The organism is Candidatus Desulfosporosinus nitrosoreducens (assembly GCF_030954495.1).
Lineage (GTDB): Bacteria > Bacillota > Desulfitobacteriia > Desulfitobacteriales > Desulfitobacteriaceae > Desulfosporosinus > Desulfosporosinus nitrosoreducens.
This window is the reverse complement of the sequence record NZ_JAVHUW010000025.1, coordinates 51,587-69,437: the sequence shown is the minus strand read 5'-3', so window position 1 is coordinate 69,437 and position 17,851 is coordinate 51,587. Positions and strand designations below refer to the sequence as shown.

Annotated in this window: 13 protein-coding genes, 4 tRNA genes, 1 pseudogene and 1 riboswitch; of the genes and pseudogenes, 1 reads left to right on the top strand and 17 read right to left on the bottom strand. The window is 44.8% G+C overall.

What is annotated here, in order from left to right; all coding sequences use genetic code 11:
• Positions 1–657 (bottom strand): annotated as a pseudogene (locus REC12_RS02705) (hypothetical protein); the annotation flags it as partial.
• Positions 658–1,199: 542 nt separating this feature from the next.
• Between REC12_RS02705 and REC12_RS02700 the strand changes: the two are divergent.
• The gene (locus tag REC12_RS02700) at positions 1,200–2,381 is read left to right on the top strand and encodes a CaiB/BaiF CoA transferase family protein (protein ID WP_308892185.1); all 1,182 of its coding nucleotides are present in this window, start codon (positions 1,200–1,202) and stop codon (positions 2,379–2,381) included.
• A 139-nt stretch (positions 2,382–2,520) separates the two neighbouring features.
• On the opposite strand, the gene REC12_RS02695 is transcribed toward REC12_RS02700, so the two are convergent.
• From REC12_RS02695 to REC12_RS02615, 16 genes are all read right to left on the bottom strand, one after another.
• On the bottom strand, positions 2,521–3,234 hold the full coding sequence (locus tag REC12_RS02695) for a DUF169 domain-containing protein (protein WP_308892184.1): 714 nt from the start codon (positions 3,232–3,234) through the stop codon (positions 2,521–2,523).
• 348 nt (positions 3,235–3,582) lie between these two features.
• Complete coding sequence (locus REC12_RS02690; RefSeq protein WP_308892182.1) at positions 3,583–3,873, bottom strand: DUF3846 domain-containing protein; 291 nt, start codon at positions 3,871–3,873, stop codon at positions 3,583–3,585.
• A 54-nt stretch (positions 3,874–3,927) separates the two neighbouring features.
• The gene (locus REC12_RS02685) at positions 3,928–4,485 is read right to left on the bottom strand and encodes a flavodoxin family protein (RefSeq protein ID WP_308892181.1); all 558 of its coding nucleotides are present in this window, start codon (positions 4,483–4,485) and stop codon (positions 3,928–3,930) included.
• 106 nt (positions 4,486–4,591) lie between these two features.
• The gene (locus REC12_RS02680) at positions 4,592–5,356 is read right to left on the bottom strand and encodes an NAD(P)-binding domain-containing protein (protein WP_308892180.1); all 765 of its coding nucleotides are present in this window, start codon (positions 5,354–5,356) and stop codon (positions 4,592–4,594) included.
• A gap of 486 nt (positions 5,357–5,842) precedes the next feature.
• Positions 5,843–5,917 (bottom strand) — tRNA-Gly (locus REC12_RS02670).
• A gap of 97 nt (positions 5,918–6,014) precedes the next feature.
• A tRNA-Phe gene (locus REC12_RS02665) sits at positions 6,015–6,090 on the bottom strand.
• A gap of 6 nt (positions 6,091–6,096) precedes the next feature.
• Positions 6,097–6,172, bottom strand: a tRNA-Glu gene (locus REC12_RS02660).
• Positions 6,173–6,298: 126 nt separating this feature from the next.
• Positions 6,299–8,074: a methyl-accepting chemotaxis protein gene (locus REC12_RS02655; protein ID WP_308892179.1), complete on the bottom strand. Its 1,776-nt coding sequence runs from the start codon at positions 8,072–8,074 to the stop codon at positions 6,299–6,301.
• A gap of 87 nt (positions 8,075–8,161) precedes the next feature.
• Positions 8,162–8,246: riboswitch (cyclic di-GMP riboswitch) on the bottom strand.
• A gap of 168 nt (positions 8,247–8,414) precedes the next feature.
• Positions 8,415–8,490 (bottom strand) — tRNA-Lys (locus REC12_RS02650).
• 93 nt (positions 8,491–8,583) lie between these two features.
• Complete coding sequence (locus REC12_RS02645) at positions 8,584–9,867, bottom strand: adenylosuccinate synthase (protein WP_308892178.1); 1,284 nt, start codon at positions 9,865–9,867, stop codon at positions 8,584–8,586.
• A gap of 63 nt (positions 9,868–9,930) precedes the next feature.
• Entirely contained in the window at positions 9,931–11,226 is a 1,296-nt protein-coding gene (purB, locus tag REC12_RS02640) for an adenylosuccinate lyase (RefSeq protein ID WP_510167163.1), read from the bottom strand.
• Positions 11,227–11,290: 64 nt separating this feature from the next.
• Positions 11,291–12,703 carry an NAD(P)/FAD-dependent oxidoreductase gene (locus REC12_RS02635; protein ID WP_308892174.1) on the bottom strand — a complete coding sequence of 471 codons (1,413 nt, stop codon included), beginning with the start codon at positions 12,701–12,703 and terminating at the stop codon, positions 11,291–11,293.
• A 213-nt stretch (positions 12,704–12,916) separates the two neighbouring features.
• Positions 12,917–14,251 (bottom strand): replicative DNA helicase, encoded by a 1,335-nt coding sequence (gene dnaB, locus REC12_RS02630; RefSeq protein ID WP_308892172.1) that lies wholly within the window; start codon positions 14,249–14,251, stop codon positions 12,917–12,919.
• Between the two features lie 182 nt (positions 14,252–14,433).
• Complete coding sequence (gene lonC / locus REC12_RS02625; RefSeq protein WP_308892170.1) at positions 14,434–16,359, bottom strand: Lon family ATP-dependent protease; 1,926 nt, start codon at positions 16,357–16,359, stop codon at positions 14,434–14,436.
• A gap of 99 nt (positions 16,360–16,458) precedes the next feature.
• The gene (gene rplI / locus REC12_RS02620; RefSeq protein WP_308892169.1) at positions 16,459–16,905 is read right to left on the bottom strand and encodes a 50S ribosomal protein L9; all 447 of its coding nucleotides are present in this window, start codon (positions 16,903–16,905) and stop codon (positions 16,459–16,461) included.
• Between the two features lie 12 nt (positions 16,906–16,917).
• Complete coding sequence (locus REC12_RS02615) at positions 16,918–17,850, bottom strand: DUF2232 domain-containing protein (RefSeq protein ID WP_308892167.1); 933 nt, start codon at positions 17,848–17,850, stop codon at positions 16,918–16,920.
• Position 17,851 lies beyond the last annotated feature (1 nt).

Sequence of the window (17,851 nt, the reverse complement as noted above, 5' to 3'; positions counted from 1 at the left end):
TGTGGCTCCCGTAGTCCCTGCGGCCCCCGTCGCTCCTGTGGCTCCGGCTGCTCCTGTCGCTCCCGTGTCTCCCGTCGCTCCCGTAGTCCCTGCGGCTCCTGTCGCTCCCGTGGTACCGGCTGCTCCTGTCGCTCCCGTAGTCCCTGCGGCTCCTGTCGCCCCCGTTGCTCCTGCGGCTCCGGCTGCTCCTGTGGCCCCTGTTGCTCCTGCAGCTCCTGCAGCTCCGGCTGCTCCTGTCGCTCCCGTTGCTCCTGCGGCTCCGGCTGCTCCTGTCGCTCCTGTTGCTCCTGTGGCACCTGTTATTCTTTGAAAAACTAATGGATCAAGCTCTGCCGGCAGCACACGATGAGCTGCAACTAATTCTCCTGCATCATTTATTCCCCAGGCAGAAATCTTCACTGCATCGGAACTTGTGGTAAACTGAAATTCAAAAGCATCAAACTGAGCATAATAGTTTCTAGTCTCAACTTCGCCTTCTGCCAAAACAGATAATTCCAATACATACATCGTCTTGGTAGTCCCTGTCAAGTAAAAACCAAATATCTCAATGCTAGCTTCAGTTTCTCCATCGTTGGTGACTATCACCGTGAAGGTTGATGTTGGTCTTCCTCCAGCAAACGATGTATTATCGATTAATCCCGTAGTCAATTCAGCCATTAATTCATCCCCCAACCATTTCTTTCATTTACAAATCAAACCGGGATAATATCCTATCTCTGCCTTGTTTCTGCCAACCCGCATTGAAGACTTATTTCATGGGTCATTATTAATGTATTGTACAGGTCCATTTTTGTTACTCTGTTTCATCTCTTTTCAAGGCTTCCACTCTGAAGATTTGGAAGAATTCTAGTCCAAATAAGAAAACCGTAATCCAGCCTTTAAATTATAAGGCAAAGATTACGGTTTCATATTTTCTCTAGGCTAAAATATCAGCATTACCTGCATCAGCCCCCAAGACAGGCGTCATTTTACAAGCCATCAATATATTTAATATCACTAACATTTTCGCTTTAGGGATGCCGGAAGGGTCCCAATACGTCTCGTTACCAGAAGGGCCCTGGAATCATCTTATTAGGGTCTGGTTATTTTTATCTCCAAGAGAAGGATTTATTTTATCTGACATGGAATATTCACCCAAGGTTGATAAATGTAGTTAACTTAATATAACCAAAATAAATAAGCGAAATGAGGTTAGGACTATGGCATTGCCCTTAGAAGGTATTAAAGTATTAGACTTATCTAGGTATTTGCCCGGCCCCTTAGCAACCCAAATCTTAGCTGATTTCGGGGCAGAAGTTATTAAAATTGAGGAGCCTAAAGGCGAATTGGGACGATACTTGCCTCCCTTGATTAACGATACAAGTGCTCGATTTTATACGGTAAATCGCAATAAAACAAGTATAAGTTTAAATTTAAAACATCCGGAAGGAAAAAAGATATTTAAAAAAATGGTAGCCAATGCCGATGTTATTTTGGACCAGTTCAGACCTGATGTCATGAATAAGCTTGGCCTGGGTTATGAAAGTTTAAAAGAGATAAATCCTCGTATTATTTATTGTATGCTGACTGGCTATGGTTTAACTGGTCCGATGCGTGACATGGCCGGTCACGACATAAACTATCTCAATATTGCTGGAGTTACGGAGTTAATGGGCACGAACGATGGACCTCCCGCCATGTGCGGAGCACAAATAGCTGATATCGCTGGAGGCAGCCTTTATTCTGTAATAGCTATTTTGCTTGCCATAGCGGCTAGAGAAAAAACGGGTAAAGGTCAGCTTTGTGACGTAGCAATGATGGACGGGGCTATTAGTCTTTTGGCCTATACTATGGGTGAATGGTCAGGCGGAAATGGAGACCTGCCAATACGTGGCGGAGAATTGTTGACTGGCGGATATGCTACGTATAATAATTACAAGTGCAAAGATGGCAAATTTGTAAGCTTGGGTGCAATCGAAGATAAATTTTGGGCTGGGTTCTGCAGGAAATTGGGCGTTGAGGAATTTATTCCTTTACAATTAGAAAAATCCAGTCAAAATAAAATTAAGGACGCTATTGAAAGGATAATGCTCACAAAGACTCGTGACGAATGGGTAGAATTTTTCTCTGATTCTGATATATGCTTTACACCGATACTTACTCTGGATGAAATGGTCAAACACCCTCAGGTTTTGGCGCGAAAGATGGTTTGTACTTTGGCTGATTTCCAAGGATCAGGTAAAGATATAGTATGTACCGGAGTTCCCATAAAACTTTCTGAGACCCCTGGAGAGCCTAAAATGACTTTTTCTAAAACTGGAGAAAATACGGATGAGCTCTTACAGGCTCTAGGTTTTAGCTTGGAACAGATTGAACAACTGCGAAAAGAGGGAATCGTCTAAACTTCCTTTAGCTTTAATTGCTCATAAAGCATCGCTAAGCTTATTAGGGAGAGTATGTACCCCTTAGCCGTTAAAACGTCATAGCCGCTCTTCAAGAACGGCCACGACTTCACAATCAGATAAAATTAAGTAACACGTCTTATTTATTCATAACTTCATTAAATCCCATACCTGGTTGAGCCGTACCTGCCGTACACAAAGGAATACTCTCAACGATGCTACGGACCATAAAGTATGGAGCACTAAAAATAAGGTCTGATTCTTTAAACCCCTTAACGAGATGTCGGCTGGAATTATCTAAGAATGAAACATTAGCCCGGCCTGTCGATAGCGGATAAGCAATTGATCCTCCACAAGTTGAACCGGATAACTGTGCTTGCAAGGGAATTCCAGTTTCATAGGTCGACAGCGTAACCAAACGACTGGCTTGTGCGGGATTGCATAGAAAAAGTACTAAGTCAGGTTTAAATTCAAACTGCTCAAGAGGACCAATAACCACATATTTACTGACACCAATTGGAGGCTGGGCTTGGCTTAGGGCCCGAGAACGGAAAAAGGAGGCATTACAGGAGCTGAATTTTTCTCCTTCAATAAGAAACTTCTTTACAGCTGCAGCCCGCTCCGGTGAAGGGGCAGCTAGGCCAAGCGAGGTTGTACCCCCGGGGCAAGGACTTGTTTCGGCACTAACATTGAAGGTAATCCCCTTGCGGGCTGCTTGATAGAATGCTGAGCAGGCATATACCTTACTGTCTTTACCATTGCTTGAGGGCAAATCACTAAAAGCTACGCCTACGGGACTACCTTCTAAGGAAAGAACCTCTTTTAATTGTTTCGCATACTCTTGCCAAATCATTGAACACTCCTCCTCTAATCCCAGTAATGGCCAAGAAATAGATTAATGCAGTTTTAGACAATCTGCATTAATTTGCATTAAAACTGCATTTCTGTTTCTAACGGTAATAGTTTACTTATCTATAAATTTATATATAAAAGTTCAGAAATGCAATAATAAAAGGGGTATCCCCCCTAAAATTTTTCAATCTTATTTGTTAGCCTTCTTACGAGCTAAGGAATTGTTTCTATACCCTCTATAGAAAAACTGCATGCTGCATTAACCATTCATTTAGATCGCTTAGGGTGATCCTTCAACTAATGCAATTTATAATGCAATTTACTGCAGTTTTCTATCTTTTGCATAGCTCTATCCATAGACCTCGGCGAGTGCCTTAATATCCTCTTCACTTAGCGATACTGGTTCTGTTTGTTCCACTCGCATAATAATAAATACCCCTTGAATATCCTCCCTCTTCTTTGGACTCCGGCTAAGTGGGTGGTTTCCATCGTAAACGATTAGGCATCCAGAGCGAAGGGATTCAACTGTCTCTACATAACCTTGAATCGTTAATTCAAAAGCTTTGAGGTTATTGGGTAATTCACGTACTTCTGGAGCTTTTCCCGGCTCTACTACTAATGCGGTTATCCATTTAAGCAATGCAGCTACTCTCCTTTAGCCCACCTCACAATAAAACGAGTGTGAGCTAAGTTTTTATTCAACAAACCACTGGCCCATTTGCCTAGCTTCTTCCAATAATCCGGCCTGATTAGTCAAATCCTCCGGCTGGCGAGTCCCGCCAGCTATGAGAATTTTATACGATCCAAAACCAAGGAATAAAAGATTATTCCCGACATGCTCAAAGTAATGCCGGAAAAAGGACGTATCAGACCTGCCCTGGGTTATCGCGAGCAAAACCTTTTTCCCCTTTTCGAGGCTGCTGGTATAACCGGGGCGGAGGAAAGGCAACAACCGGTCAACAGCCGTTTTTAATTGTGCCGACATCTGCCACATATAGACGGGAGTGGCGAAGACAATCCCATCGGCACTAGCTATCTCATCAAATATTTCCTGCATATCGTCCTGCTGCACACATCGGCCTTTCTCCGTACAAGCACGACATTCCTGACAACCTTTAATATTCATACCATTTAAATAGTAAAACTTGACCTCAGCTCCGTGGTTGCCAGTCCCTTTAATAACCTCATCAACCAGAGCTGACGTACACCCATGTTCATGAGGGCTTCCATTTAAGACAATAATTTTTTTCATCCGAATTCTCCATTTAAAATTAATACTTTGAGCCAGAACTAGATAATACCAACTTAGTACTCCTTAAACCAGAAGTTAAAAGTAATTAAGGATAATGTCGGTTTAATTATTTCCTGATTCGCCTTAGAACTGGCTCAAGTGCACGTACCCACGGTTGAAAACCATCTTGCCCTTTAATCATATGTAATGCCATTTCATTAAGTCCACCTGGGGTCATTTCTTCTACTAGGCGACTCAAATCTCCATCATAGCGTGCTTGGGACGATAGTGCCTCGAAAAATGAGGTCGTAAATTCTGTCGACTCTTTCATCGAAAGCCCGTTACTCTCACCCCATTTTACGACTTCCCATAAAAGATTATAATAAGAGCTCATTAAGGCCGTAATGACTAACAGTGCTTCAATTTGTTTTTCGTCATTTACGCCAATGATATTACCTAGAGGTGCGAAAAGATTAGCTACGTCTAGGTCATTCGGATAGAGTGCAATGGGACCAATCCTTCTTGACGCGAAAGGGAGTGGAACCATGTGAACCAAAGTCCGGGTTTTTCCTATCCAGCTGGCTATCTCCGACAATTTGCGATCTGCTATCAAATTGATCACTCGGTGATCCGCCCGAAAGGTTAATGGGCGGATGATGTCCTCGCCTAATTTAGGGACTACAGCGAGAACAACCCACTCCGATTTATCAAGAACCTCCTGATTGGATCCGGCTACTGTTACATTTTTAAATTTACCGGCAAGTTCCGAAGCTCGTTCAGCATTCCGTGGAGATAGATAGATTCTGTGATCTAAGTCTTCGCCGGAGCAAAAGCCCGTAACAAGAGCCGACGTGATAACCCCAGTTCCTATAAAACCAATGCTCATTCCCATTAACTCTACACCTTTCATCAGAAGCTAAGCTGACTTAGAACATCCCTTAACTTGTCCAATTCCTCTTTGCTAAGAGGTAACACCTTTCCCCATCTTCATATGATCCGGGGACCATTCTCTTATGTCATACTTAGGTTCCTGGCCATTCCAACTCTATAAATTAAGTTCTTACAAAAAAGTTGTCTGTCCGATAAGTCTTCGACACCCCCCCACTATTCCCTCCTCAATTCCAAAGATTTTGCTATTTCCAAATCCCCGGTACAATTAAATCAGATCAAAGAGGGGGCTAAAACATGAATAAACACGAATTCTGGTTTAACAATCCTGCCAATATAATTCCTCCAATAATTAAGATTTAGAAGGAATAGTGAGTCCCGGCCTAGTCAAAAATTACCTGTCCAATACTCTTAGATAAGAGCCTCGGCCTATACAAAAAAGGAGTCCAGACTTCCATTAAGGAAACCCTGAACCCCCTGAAGCTTCATATGGAGCGGACGACGAGATTCGAACTCGCGATCCTCGGCTTGGGAAGCCAATGCTCTACCGCTGAGCCACGTCCGCATTCAAAACGACGAAAGTGTTAAAACGCAAATCACTTTAGTCTTTAAGTCAACTATAAACGAGCTTTAGTCTTTCGTCAAGACCTAGAAAAACAAAGTGGTGCCTCAGGACGGAATCGAACCGCCGACACGAGGATTTTCAGTCCTCTGCTCTACCGACTGAGCTACCGAGGCAAATAGTGGTGACCCGTACGGGATTCGAACCCGTGTAGCCGCCGTGAAAGGGCGGTGTCTTAGACCGCTTGACCAACGGGCCACGTCGCTAAGTAGGCTCTGATATATTAGGCAACCTAGCTCACAGATATGAATTTTACAGGAAAGCTTGATTGGTGTCAAGTACTCTCCTATACTAAGTTATTTAAATATTCATCAGGGCACGTGGTTAAATATTGAACTTACTCAACGCGGCTTGCAGTTCTTCAGCCATTGTAGCTAAAACCTTGCTTGAGGAAGCAATCTCTTCAACAGAAGCCGTTTGTTCTTCTGTCGCCGCAGATACGGTCTGTGTTTGGTCCGTGATATTCCGACTTGCCTCAAAGACATCATTCACTGAGGTCACTATTCGTTCATTACCTATCGCCATCTGTTGAATCTCTTTAGAAATTTCTTCAATCTGAGAAGAGACCTCGTAAATTAAAGCCGAAATTTCACTAAAGGCCCGACCGGCAGTTTCGGCGACTTCAGTGCCCAGCTTGACCTGATGGGTTCCTTCGTTAATTGAAAGGACAGCCTTTTGAGTATCTTGCTGAATTTCATGAATCAAAGAGGCAATTTGCTGAGAAGCTTCTTGGGATTGTTCGGCCAACTTACGGACTTCGTCAGCAACAACTGCAAAACCTCTTCCTTGGTCTCCCGCACGGGCAGCCTCAATCGCAGCATTTAAAGCAAGCAGGTTTGTTTGGGCGGCAATTCCGGATATTGTATCGACAATCTGCCCGATCTCTTTGGAACGCTCTCCTAAATTCTCGACTACTTCTGCAGAGCCAGTTACAGTTTGATCGATCGTCAGCATTTGCTGTATCGTTTTATCAATTGCCGAGCTTCCCTCAGCTGCCGAATGAGCCGTTTTTTCCGAGGAATGAACAACGACCTTGGCATTTTCCACCATTTGCTGAATCCCTGCGGACATTTGTTCTACAATAGCGGACGTTTCATTCATAGCATTAAGCTGCTTATCGGCTCCTTTGGAAACCTCCATGATAGCCACCGACACTTGATTAGACGCCTGGGCGGATTGTTCCGCTCCGGCGCTAAGTTCTTGTGAAGATGCGGCAACATGAGCGGCAGAGACAGATACATGTTGAACCAATTGAATTAAGTTCTCGGCCATAGTTTTAAAGGCCCTTCCGAGTTGGCCTAATTCATCCTTCGAATTGCTGCTGAATTTCTTAATGTCAATGTTCAAATTACCGTTAGCAATTTCCTCGGCATTTTCTGCCACATTTACAATTTGCTTTGAAATGTTATTGCTCAGCAATGTTCCTAATACCAAAGAAATTCCAAAAGCTATGATAAGCGACAGAATAGTATAAGTAACACTTTTTTGTCCTTTTTGCCTAATTTCTTGTTGCTTAGCCAAGACAAGTTTGTCCATATCATCGACCCAGTTCCCTGTGCCGATCACCCAATTATACGGCTGGAACAACAAGGTGTAACTCCTTTTGGGCAGAAGTTCCGTCTGGTTCGGTTTGGCAAAAGTATAATCCGTATACCCTCCACCCGGTTGGGAACCATGGGAAATGAATTCTTGAACAAATAATTTGCCGTTGCTGTCTTTAGAATTATAGCGGGATTTGCCTTCCGAATCTGTTCTTCCCAGAAGGACTACATTTATTCCGTCCGTTGTATCAATCCAAAAGTAATTTTCCTGGTCATAGCGCAAATTTCTGACTAGATCCGCAGCTTTTGTTTTAGCTTGCTCAGGAGTGAGCTCTCCCTTTTGCTGTTTATTGTACGTATCCTGTACTAAACTATAAGCTGTTTGGACCTCCAGCTTAATTGTCCGGTCAAACTGTTCATATAAAGTCGAGCGATATTCGGCTATATTGGCTTGCTCCGTCGAAATGACAGTATAGATATTATACCCACCAAGGATGAGACCCATAATAAACGTCGTAATCACCAGCAAAAGAAGAATCCGATATTTTATTTTCGTCAAAACATTAACGCCCTCCTCAAATAGTATTAGTTCTGATTACTTAAAACAAAATCGCCACCCGGACAGGCATGGCGAAGAAACCTCTGGTTTGGTAACTCGGCCATCATCATCCTTTCATGGAAGATCCGTAGCTTTGCGTCCCCAGCTTTCGCTGGGTTTGCCTTTTTCAAAACTCTTTTATTCGTTTTTCCGAAAGAGAATTTTTAAGTACCTGTTAAAACCATGAAGTGGCCGTTTATGTAATCATTTATTAAAAAAAGCGTAACTAAACATACAAACAAACATTTGCTGTCCAGTTGCCGCTTTATAGCCAAAGCTAACCTGTAATTCTTTTAGAAAATGGTGAGCCATCCGCGACTCGAACGCGGGACACCCTGATTAAAAGTCAGGTGCTCTACCGACTGAGCTAATGGCTCCAAATGCTTGTCCTAGCGTTTAAATATTACAGGAAAGTGATAAATGTGTCAAGATTCATTTTTTTACAACATAAATTTACTTAAACTTGTATTCTAAAAAATAGTTCCTCGGACAATAGTTTGTTCTCGGCCTGGTCCAACGGCAACCAAGGTTGCAGGAACACCTGTCAGCTCTTCAATCCTTCGAATATAATTTTGAGCCGCCTGAGGCAATTCCTCAAAGTGTTGCACATGAGTCAAATCTTCCTGCCATCCTGGCAATTCCTCATATATTGGCTGACAAAGTTTAAAGATTTTTTGGCTCTGCGGGAACTCATAAATGATTTCCCCATCCACCCTATAGCCGACACAAATCTTTAATGTTTTAAGTCCTGTAAGGACATCTAATTTTGTAACCGCAAAATCAGAAATTCCGCTGATCCTTGCTGCATAGCGGGCAATCACGGCATCAAGCCAGCCACAGCGACGGGGTCTTCCTGTTGTTGTTCCAAATTCGTGTCCGTTAGCGCGCATTTCTTCCCCAGTTCCATCCAGAAGTTCTGTGGGGAAGGGACCTTCTCCCACACGTGTAGTATAGGCTTTGATAACTCCAACCACACGATTAATGCGCGTCGGACCAATGCCTGCCCCAACACACGCTCCTCCGGCAATCGGACTGGAGGATGTAACGTAGGGATATGTCCCGTGATCGATGTCCAGCAGTGTCCCTTGGGCACCTTCAAAAAGCACCTTTTCTCCGGCTTGGATGCATTCGTCAATTGCCAAAGAACTATCCGCCACCATCGGGCGGAGCTGCTCAGCATACCCTAAATAGGTATCGAAGATATCTTCAAATTTCAAGGCTTCCTTGCCATAAATCTTGACAATAAGGTTATTTTTTTCTTCTAAATTACGGCCAAGCTTCTCAGCAAACTCTTCTTTATCCAGGAGATCAATGATGCGGATACCGACGCGCGAGGCCTTATCCATATAAGCCGGCCCTATACCACGCTTTGTGGTGCCGATTTTCTTATCCCCGCGGGCCTCTTCTTCCAGACCGTCAAGTACCAAGTGATAGGGCATAATTACCTGAGCATTGCTGCTGATCAGCAATTTACCCGTTTTAATCTTCCGCTCTTCCAAATAGCTAAGCTCCTCAAGCAGGACCTTGGGATCAATTACAACACCATTGCCGATAACACAAGTTTTATCCTGATAAAGAATTCCCGAGGGGATAAGATGCAGCTTGAATTCTTCTCCGTTAGCGACAACAGTATGCCCGGCATTATTGCCGCCCTGATAGCGGACAACCATATCAGCCTTTTCCGCCAAAAAATCCGTGATTTTACCTTTTCCTTCGTCTCCCCATTGAGAACCGATTAATACAACAGCAGCCATTAATGATTCCTCCCATCTCTCAATCAAACATCCCTTGATGTAAATTTCCCAAACTGAAACTTTCTACTCTAAACTCATTCGTTTAAAAATATCGTCAACATGCTGAAGATGATAGCTCAGATCGAAAAGACCCTTGAGATCGTCTTGGGATAAATAGTTGGCAATTCGCGGATCTGCAGAAACAACGTCTATAAAGTCTTGCCCCTGATCCCAAGCCGCAAAAGCATCCTGCTGAACCCAGGCATAAGCCTCTTCCCGCATGCAGCCATGCTCCACAAGCGCTAAGAGAACGCGCTGGGATGACGTCAAGCCATAGGTTTTCTGCAAATTCCGCTTCATTTGCTCGCTGCGAATGGTCAAACCTGAGATAATTCGGGTCATCTGCCTGAGCATATGATCTAAAAGCAAACAACTGTCCGGCAGTATAATCCGTTCCACAGAGCTATGAGTCATGTCCCGTTCATGCCAGAGAGCAATGTTCTCCATGGCAGCCAGAGCATTGCCCCGCAATAACCTTGACATTCCGCTTACCTGCTCGCAAACGATTGGATTGCGCTTGTGAGGCATAGCCGAAGAGCCCTTCTGACCTTTCGCAAATGGTTCCTCTACTTCAAGAATGTCCGTACGCTGCAGATTGCGAATTTCTGTGGCAATCTTTTCCAGCGAGCCGCCAATCAAGGCAAGGGTCGTCACAAAATGGGCATGTCTGTCCCGCTGCAAAATTTGGTTGCTGACTAAAGCAGCCGTCAACCCCAAATAATTGCAAACCGCTTCTTCAACTTCAGGTGACACATTGGCATAAGTTCCAACCGCGCCTGATATTTTACCGACGCTCACCGAAGAGATTGCCTGGTCAAGGCGTTCCTCCTGGCGGTCCAGTTCAGCAACCCACAAAGCTAATTTCAAGCCAAAGGTCAGAGGTTCAGCATGAATGCCGTGCGTCCGGCCAACCATGACGGTATATTTACTCTCAACAGCTCTCTTAGCCAAAGCCTCACGCAAGACTCGGAGGTCTTTTTTTAGTAAAAGACCCGAATCCCGCAAGACAAGACTTAAGGCAGTATCTTTAACATCAGACGATGTTAAACCAAGATGAAGGTATTTTCCCGCTTCCCCTATTTCCTCTACAACTGCTTGTAAAAAGGCAATGAGGTCGTGCCTGACTATACTTTCAATTTCCAGAACCCGCTTGGAGTTAACCTTGGCCGAACGTCTGATTTCCGCCATAGCCTCCTGAGGAATTTCTCCCCGCACTGTCATGACTTCAGCAACCGCAAGTTCCACTTCCAACCATCGTTCATACTCATAACCATCCTGCCATAGCTTTCCCATTTCGGGGTGTGTATATCGATCCAGCAACAACTTTCGCCCCCTGTTCAGTGAAACTACAGATGAAGATAACTTCATCTGCAGCTACGGTCCTTTATTCTTGAGACACAATATCCCGCGCCACAACAATCCCTGTGGTCGAAGCCTGCATCAACCCCCGGGTAATTCCGGCGCCATCGCCAATAGCATACAAACGAGGAATCGCTGTTTCAAAATTCGTCTTAACTTTAACTTTCGAAGAATAAAATTTGACCTCCACTCCATAAAGCAGCGTGTTCTTAGAGTACATGCCCGGCGCAATCTTATCAAACGCTTTAAGAGTTTCCGTTAAGGAGGTGAGATAGCGAGCAGGCAAGACGTAGCTGAGATCACCAGGAACCGCAGAAAGAAGCGTTGGAACCGTCGTCGACTTGCGCAAACGACTGTCCGTTGTTCTTCTGCCCTGAATCAGGTCACCCAGACGCTGTACCATCACACCGCCGCCCGTCAGCATATTGGCCAGTCTCGCAATATACCGGCCATATTCAATCGGTTGATTAAAAGGCTCCGTAAAGCGAGTAGAAACTAACAAAGCAAAATTTGTATTCTTGGTTTTTTTAGCGGCATCGGCATAGCTGTGCCCATTCACAACGGCTATGCCGCCATCATAATGCTCTTCGGAAACAACTCCGCCAGGGTTAACGCAAAAACTGCGGGTTTTAAGGTCAAAGGTATCCGAGTAATAAACAAGTTTTGCCTCATATAATTCTTTTGTTAAATGATCCATAATCGAGTTCGGAACTTCCACACGCACTCCGATATCCACTTCGTTATTTTCCGTGACTACCCCTAAGCGGACCGTTTGAGCTGCAAGCCAGTTGGCTCCGCCTCGGCCAGGCGCCGCGACCACATACCGGGCAAACACTTCATCAAGTTCGGCCTCATCCCGACGTTGGATGATTGCTCCCTGGGCCCCTTCAGGGCCAGCCAAAATGTCCTTGACCTCCGCAAGTTCCCAGAACGTTGTATTCGTCTTAGTCATTAAATGGCTATACATGCCTTTTAAAACATCATATGCCAGCTCAGTCCCCAAATGGCGCACAGGGCAATGAATTAACTGGATATTATGCCTTGAGGCATCGTATTGAATTTCCTCTACGCGGCGCGTATCTAAGCCATAGACCGTTTCCTGTGCCCCAAAAAGCCGGTAAATAGAATCGGCATAATCAATCAGGGCTTGTGCTTCATCCTCCCTCATATATTCCGTCAGCCGGCCTCCCACAGCAGGACTTAAGGACAGCTTTCCATCGCTAAAAGCACCTGCCCCAGACCAGCCTCTGGTAATGGCACAAGGATTACATCCCGCACAAACTCCTGTCGTCCGGGCCGGGCATTTCCGTTTTTCTATGGTTCGGCCGCTATCTACAATCAGAATTTTCAGGTTATTATTATGCTTCGTCAGCTCTAAAGCCGTAAATATTCCCGCTGGACCCGCCCCGATAATCAAGACATCCACTTCATGTTTCATGGTATCCCCTCCGAGAGCATTTGATTTTTGCAATTTGAAAACTTCTCATCGCAAACAATCTCATCTTAACAATCCTCTCTCTCATTGTCAATGCAATAACCGAACATTAATCAAGAATACACGATAATCATTCGGGATAAGATTCTTCAACCTTTCTCAAATTGCAGAAATAAATAAAAATCCTCCAGTCCATCATAGAACGGGAGGAAGTTATCATAGTACTTGATGCTGGCGATCAAGATTGACGAATTTTGTAAACTCTTTAAGAAATCCTAATTCAACAGTCCCAACGGGGCCATTGCGATGTTTGGCAATAATTAATTCCGCTATTCCTTTTTTTTCTGACTCTTGATTATAATATTCATCCCTGTAAATAAAAGAAATGACGTCGGCATCCGCTTCGATAGCGCCGGACTCTAACAGGTCGGACATAATCGGACGTTTGTCTTGACGTTGCTCAACCCCCCGGTTCAATTGGGACAGGGCAATTACCGGAACCTTCAGCTCACGCGCCAGTCCTTTAAGGGTTCTGGAGATTTGGGCAACCTCTTGTTGCCTGCTTTCCGTCCTTTTTCCCACAGACAACAATTGCAGATAATCAATGATCACCATGCCTAAATCATGTTCGGTTTTTAAACGACGTGCTTTGGAGCGCAGCTCTGCCAGAGAAATTCCCACAGTATCATCAATAAAAATCGGCGCGTCCGACAAGGGACCAACTGCACGTGTAAGCTTAGGCCAATCCGCATCCAACAATTCACCTGTTCTCACGCGCTGCTGATCGACCATTGCTTCCCCGCACAGCATTCTTTGTACCAACTGTTCTTTAGACATTTCCAAACTGAAGACAGCCACAGGTATCTTAGCCCTGACAGCAGCATTTTGGGCCATGTTAAGAACCAGCGCTGTTTTCCCCATGGAAGGGCGCGCGGCGATAATCACGAGATCCGACGGCTGCCAGCCTGAAGTCATGCGGTCTAATTCCGTAAAAAAAGTCGGAACACCTGTCAGATTCCCTTTATTGGCATAAAGATATTCGATTTTCTCGAAAGTATCCAGGAGCACATCCCGGATTATGCTAAAGCCGTCTTTAACCCGTCTGCGTGAAAGATCAAGAATTAATTTTTCTGCCTCTTCAAGAAGATTCTTAGCCTCTTCGCCCGGCTCATACCCTCGCTCAAGAATACCGCTTGTCACCTGGATGAGCTGACGCAAAAGGGCTTTTTCAGTGACAAGTTTGGCATAATAATCCACATTCGCCGCAGATGGAACCGAACGGGCAATTTCGGAGATCGTGGCAATCCCACCAACTTGTTCTAAGCGGCCTTGCTGACGTAAAACCTCAGCAACACTGACAAGGTCAACTGGATCACCTTTTTCGAAAAGATCCCGGATAGCTGAGAATATCAGGCGGTGACTATCCCGATAAAAATCCTCCGGCTGAAGTAATTCAAAGACGGAACTTCCGGACTCAGGTTCGAGCATCATGGCTCCTAAAACCGATTGTTCTGCTTCCAAGTTCTGCGGTGGAACTCTTAATGGTTCCATATTCTTTTCTCCTCCTGGTCACTCACGTCTATAACATATAAAAAACGTAGCTGGCATCAAACAAAGGCACTATTTTCGCACTCCTCAATCATCCGGCAGAGCTAATCGCCTTAGCCGCCTTATAGATCATGAAGTGCCGGGTGTCCTTACAACTGGAGATGCCAGAAGCCTCTATCAATTGTTTAACTCAAATATACTTTGGGATCAGTAGAAAAAACCTGTTTTATAGCGTCATTAACCGTATTGACTCCCACAACTTCAATCCCACGCAAACTTTGCGGTACATCAACCATGTTGTCCAAAGGAATTATAACTTTACGGACATCGGCCTGTTTGGCCCCAAATATTTTCTCGTAAATTCCACCAACAGGTTTAACTTTGCCTTGAATAGAAATTTCCCCGGTAATGGCAACATCTTGACGCAGAGGAATTTGCTTCAAAGCACTGTATATCGCCAGCGTTGTCGCCAGACCTGCTGAAGGACCGTCAATTCTGGCACCGCCAACAACGTTCACATGAACATCATAGTTGCGCAAATTTTCCCCAGTCAGTTCACGAATCACCGCCGTAGCATTAAAAACCGCATCCCTGGCCATACTCCCTGCCGTCTCGTTAAACCGCACCGTTCCTTTCTCGTCCTCGCTCGGAAAAGCAATAGCTTCAATTTCTAAAACCGATCCTAAGAAACCGGCAACCCCTAGCCCCAAAATTCGTCCTATTTCTGCGCCGGGCTGAGCCTTGCGGAAAACATACGGGGTAAGCCGAGCTGAGCGCAAAACTTCTTGCACATCGGCGCAAGTAATTTTAACAGCCTCCGGGCTTGAACTTCGGTATCTCGCTAAGCCGTAAGCATCGGTGAGAATGCTGTTTGCTTTCCTTCCCTCGATAACATATTCGCTTATTATCTCGGGGACATTGTCCTCCAGAGCAACCTCCAGTTTTAGTGCGGCCTGCCGAATAATATGCTGAATGTCTTTCGGTTCGAGGGGAATAAAAAAGACCTCCGAACAGCGAGAACGCAGCGCAGGATTAAGCTCCATGGGGTCCCGAGTTGTGGCGCCAATCAGAACAAAATCTGCCGGCGCCCCTTCGTCAAAGAGCTTCTTAATCCACTGCGGGACTTGAGGATCGCTTGGATCATAATAAGAAGAATCAAAAGTCACGCGCTTGTCTTCAAGGACCTTAAGCAATTTATTCAAAAGCAAAGGGTCCATGTCGCCAATTTCATCAATAAAGAGAATCCCTCCATGGGCATCACTGACTAAACCCATTTTGGGCTCAGGTACCCCGGTATCCGCCAAGTCCCGTTTTGAGCCCTGATAGATAGGATCATGAACAGATCCCATAAGAGGATTGGTTACATCCCTGGGATCCCAACGCAACGTTGTTCCGTCAACTTCAATAAATGGCGCCCCTTGAGCAAAGGGGGAATTAGCATGACTTTTGACCGTTTCCAAGGCCACGCGAGCGGCAGACGTCTTACCTACCCCCGGAGGACCATAAATTAAAATATGCTGTGGATAGGGTGTTGCCAACTTGGCCAAAAGCGCTTGCACAGCGCTTTCTTGTCCGATAATTTCCTCAACAGTCTGCGGGCGAAGCACTTCAGCCGCTGAACGGTTAAGTGAAACCGTATTCATTTTTTCCAGAATCGCCAGCTTTTTAAGGGTTTGGGCATTTTCAGGTCCTGCTGTTTCCTGGAGAACTTGAATTTTAATTTCTTTCACATAATCCTCATGCCGTTCCTGCATCTTCTCCGAGACAACCCGTTCCAATCGTTCTTCGATAGAACGCCGCGCAATTAATTCGGCCATTTGATCTTCAATTTCGTCTATAATTTTAGGAATATCCTGTATCTTCGGGAATTCCTGAATTGTTGGATCATCCATGACGATTTTGCGCAGTCCCGCAATACGCTCAACAAGGTCTTCCGAACGCATCAGCGTGAGGGCTTCTAATTTACTGGCTTTAAGCACTAATTTATCTGCTCCATAAAAATTCGCAGCTAAACTATAAAGTGCCTCAACTTCTTTGCTCCACTCCTCCTCGTCAAGCAACCGATCTCCAACATTCGTACGATTCAGCCATTTTCTCAAAATCCCTTTCATCAGGGGTCCCCTTTCACGAGATCAGTCTTTATCGACAACAGCAGTATTTTCCCAACAGAAAATACTGCTGCCCACACAGCTCCTGAATTTTGCTTAAGCTTATAACGCCGAAACATGTACCTGAAGTTTAGCCGTTACGTCCGGATGAATCTTTACGGGAACTTCATAGCTTCCTAAAGCTTTTATAGGATCTTTTAGTTCGAGTTTGCGTTTGTCTACTTCAAAACCGTATTGCTTTTTTAATACCTCGGCGATCTCTTTGCTGGTCACAGAACCAAATAAGCGTCCGCCTTCACCGGTCTTTGTTTTAACTTCAATTTGCAGAGCATTGAGTTTACTTCCTAAAGCAGCCGCCTCTTCTTTTTCTTTGATCTTACGGCGGTCTTCAGCGGCCTTCTTATGTGAGATATCCTGCATATTTCCTGTAGTCGCCTCTATAGCTAACTTTTTCGGAAACAGGAAATTTCGAGCATATCCGTCAGCCACTTCATAAACCTGCCCCTTCTTACCGGTTCCTTTGACATCCGCTTGTAAAATGACCTTCATGTAAATTCCCCCTTATGATTCCTCAGGTAAACGACGAAAATTAAACACTAAATCAAAGAGTCCAAACAAAATGATACCTGAAATACTAAAGAAAAAATAAATAAAACTGGCTACAATTAAAACCCATTTCAAAAAGCGCGGAATTCTTGGCGATTGAAGCAGATACAAATATACGGCTGTTCCCAGAACTAATGCTAAAGCTCCGTATATTACCATCAAATTAATGCCCAGGCCACGCAAGACCGTCCAGGAAAATTGATCCCCCAACAAATAAAAGGCTAAGCCGAAAACTGCGCCCCAAACCGCATACCAAGGCAAGCGCCAGCGGGCAAAGGGGATGCGGCCATTAGGATTTAACCACCGTCTTAATAGGTAAAAAACAAGGGAATATTCAAATAAAGCTCCCATCACCACAAAGCTTGGCAGAATCAGAACATAGAGCTGAATTAACTGCTGCATTAACTGGCGCAACTGGACCTCAGAAATACCTTGTTGTTGCATTGCTGACAACAACCCTGATGCTTCGTATTGCTGAATGACTGAATTAATGATATCTGTCACAGATTTGGCATCAATTCCCTGAACGGTGAACAGGAGCATTGGTATGACACCTAAAACTGCCGCCAGGACAGCGCTCCAAAAGAAAGTAACCCGAACCGGCCATTGCTTTTGCCAGCCATAAACACCCAATAAGCCAGCCCACGGCACAAAACTTAATTGATTGAGGGCCGATGTACCAAAGCCGATTAACGGTGCCGCATAGCTAATTAAGAGAACAGTCGCGACAACCGGCAGCCCTCTGCGCAAACCCACCAAAAAGACCGCAAACAACATAAATACAGTCCAAAAAAAGCCCCATGTTCCCCATGCAACTCCCAACCAAGGGAAAGCCAGGAGGATAGCCCCGACGACATAGCTGACAGCCACTTCATCACGTAAAAACATG

Coding starts and splice junctions, on each gene's coding strand:
- REC12_RS02700 (WP_308892185.1), top strand. CDS start 1,200: ATGGCATTGCCCTTAGAAGGTATTAAAGTATTAGACTTATCTAGGTAT.
- REC12_RS02695 (WP_308892184.1), bottom strand. CDS start 3,234: ATGATTTGGCAAGAGTATGCGAAACAATTAAAAGAGGTTCTTTCCTTA.
- REC12_RS02685 (WP_308892181.1), bottom strand. CDS start 4,485: ATGAAAAAAATTATTGTCTTAAATGGAAGCCCTCATGAACATGGGTGT.
- REC12_RS02680 (WP_308892180.1), bottom strand. CDS start 5,356: ATGGGAATGAGCATTGGTTTTATAGGAACTGGGGTTATCACGTCGGCT.
- REC12_RS02645 (WP_308892178.1), bottom strand. CDS start 9,867: ATGGCTGCTGTTGTATTAATCGGTTCTCAATGGGGAGACGAAGGAAAA.
- REC12_RS02635 (WP_308892174.1), bottom strand. CDS start 12,703: ATGAAACATGAAGTGGATGTCTTGATTATCGGGGCGGGTCCAGCGGGA.
- dnaB (WP_308892172.1), bottom strand. CDS start 14,251: ATGGAACCATTAAGAGTTCCACCGCAGAACTTGGAAGCAGAACAATCG.
- lonC (WP_308892170.1), bottom strand. CDS start 16,359: ATGAAAGGGATTTTGAGAAAATGGCTGAATCGTACGAATGTTGGAGAT.
- rplI (WP_308892169.1), bottom strand. CDS start 16,905: ATGAAGGTCATTTTACAAGCGGATGTCAAAGGAACCGGTAAGAAGGGG.
- REC12_RS02615 (WP_308892167.1), bottom strand. CDS start 17,850: ATGTTTTTACGTGATGAAGTGGCTGTCAGCTATGTCGTCGGGGCTATC.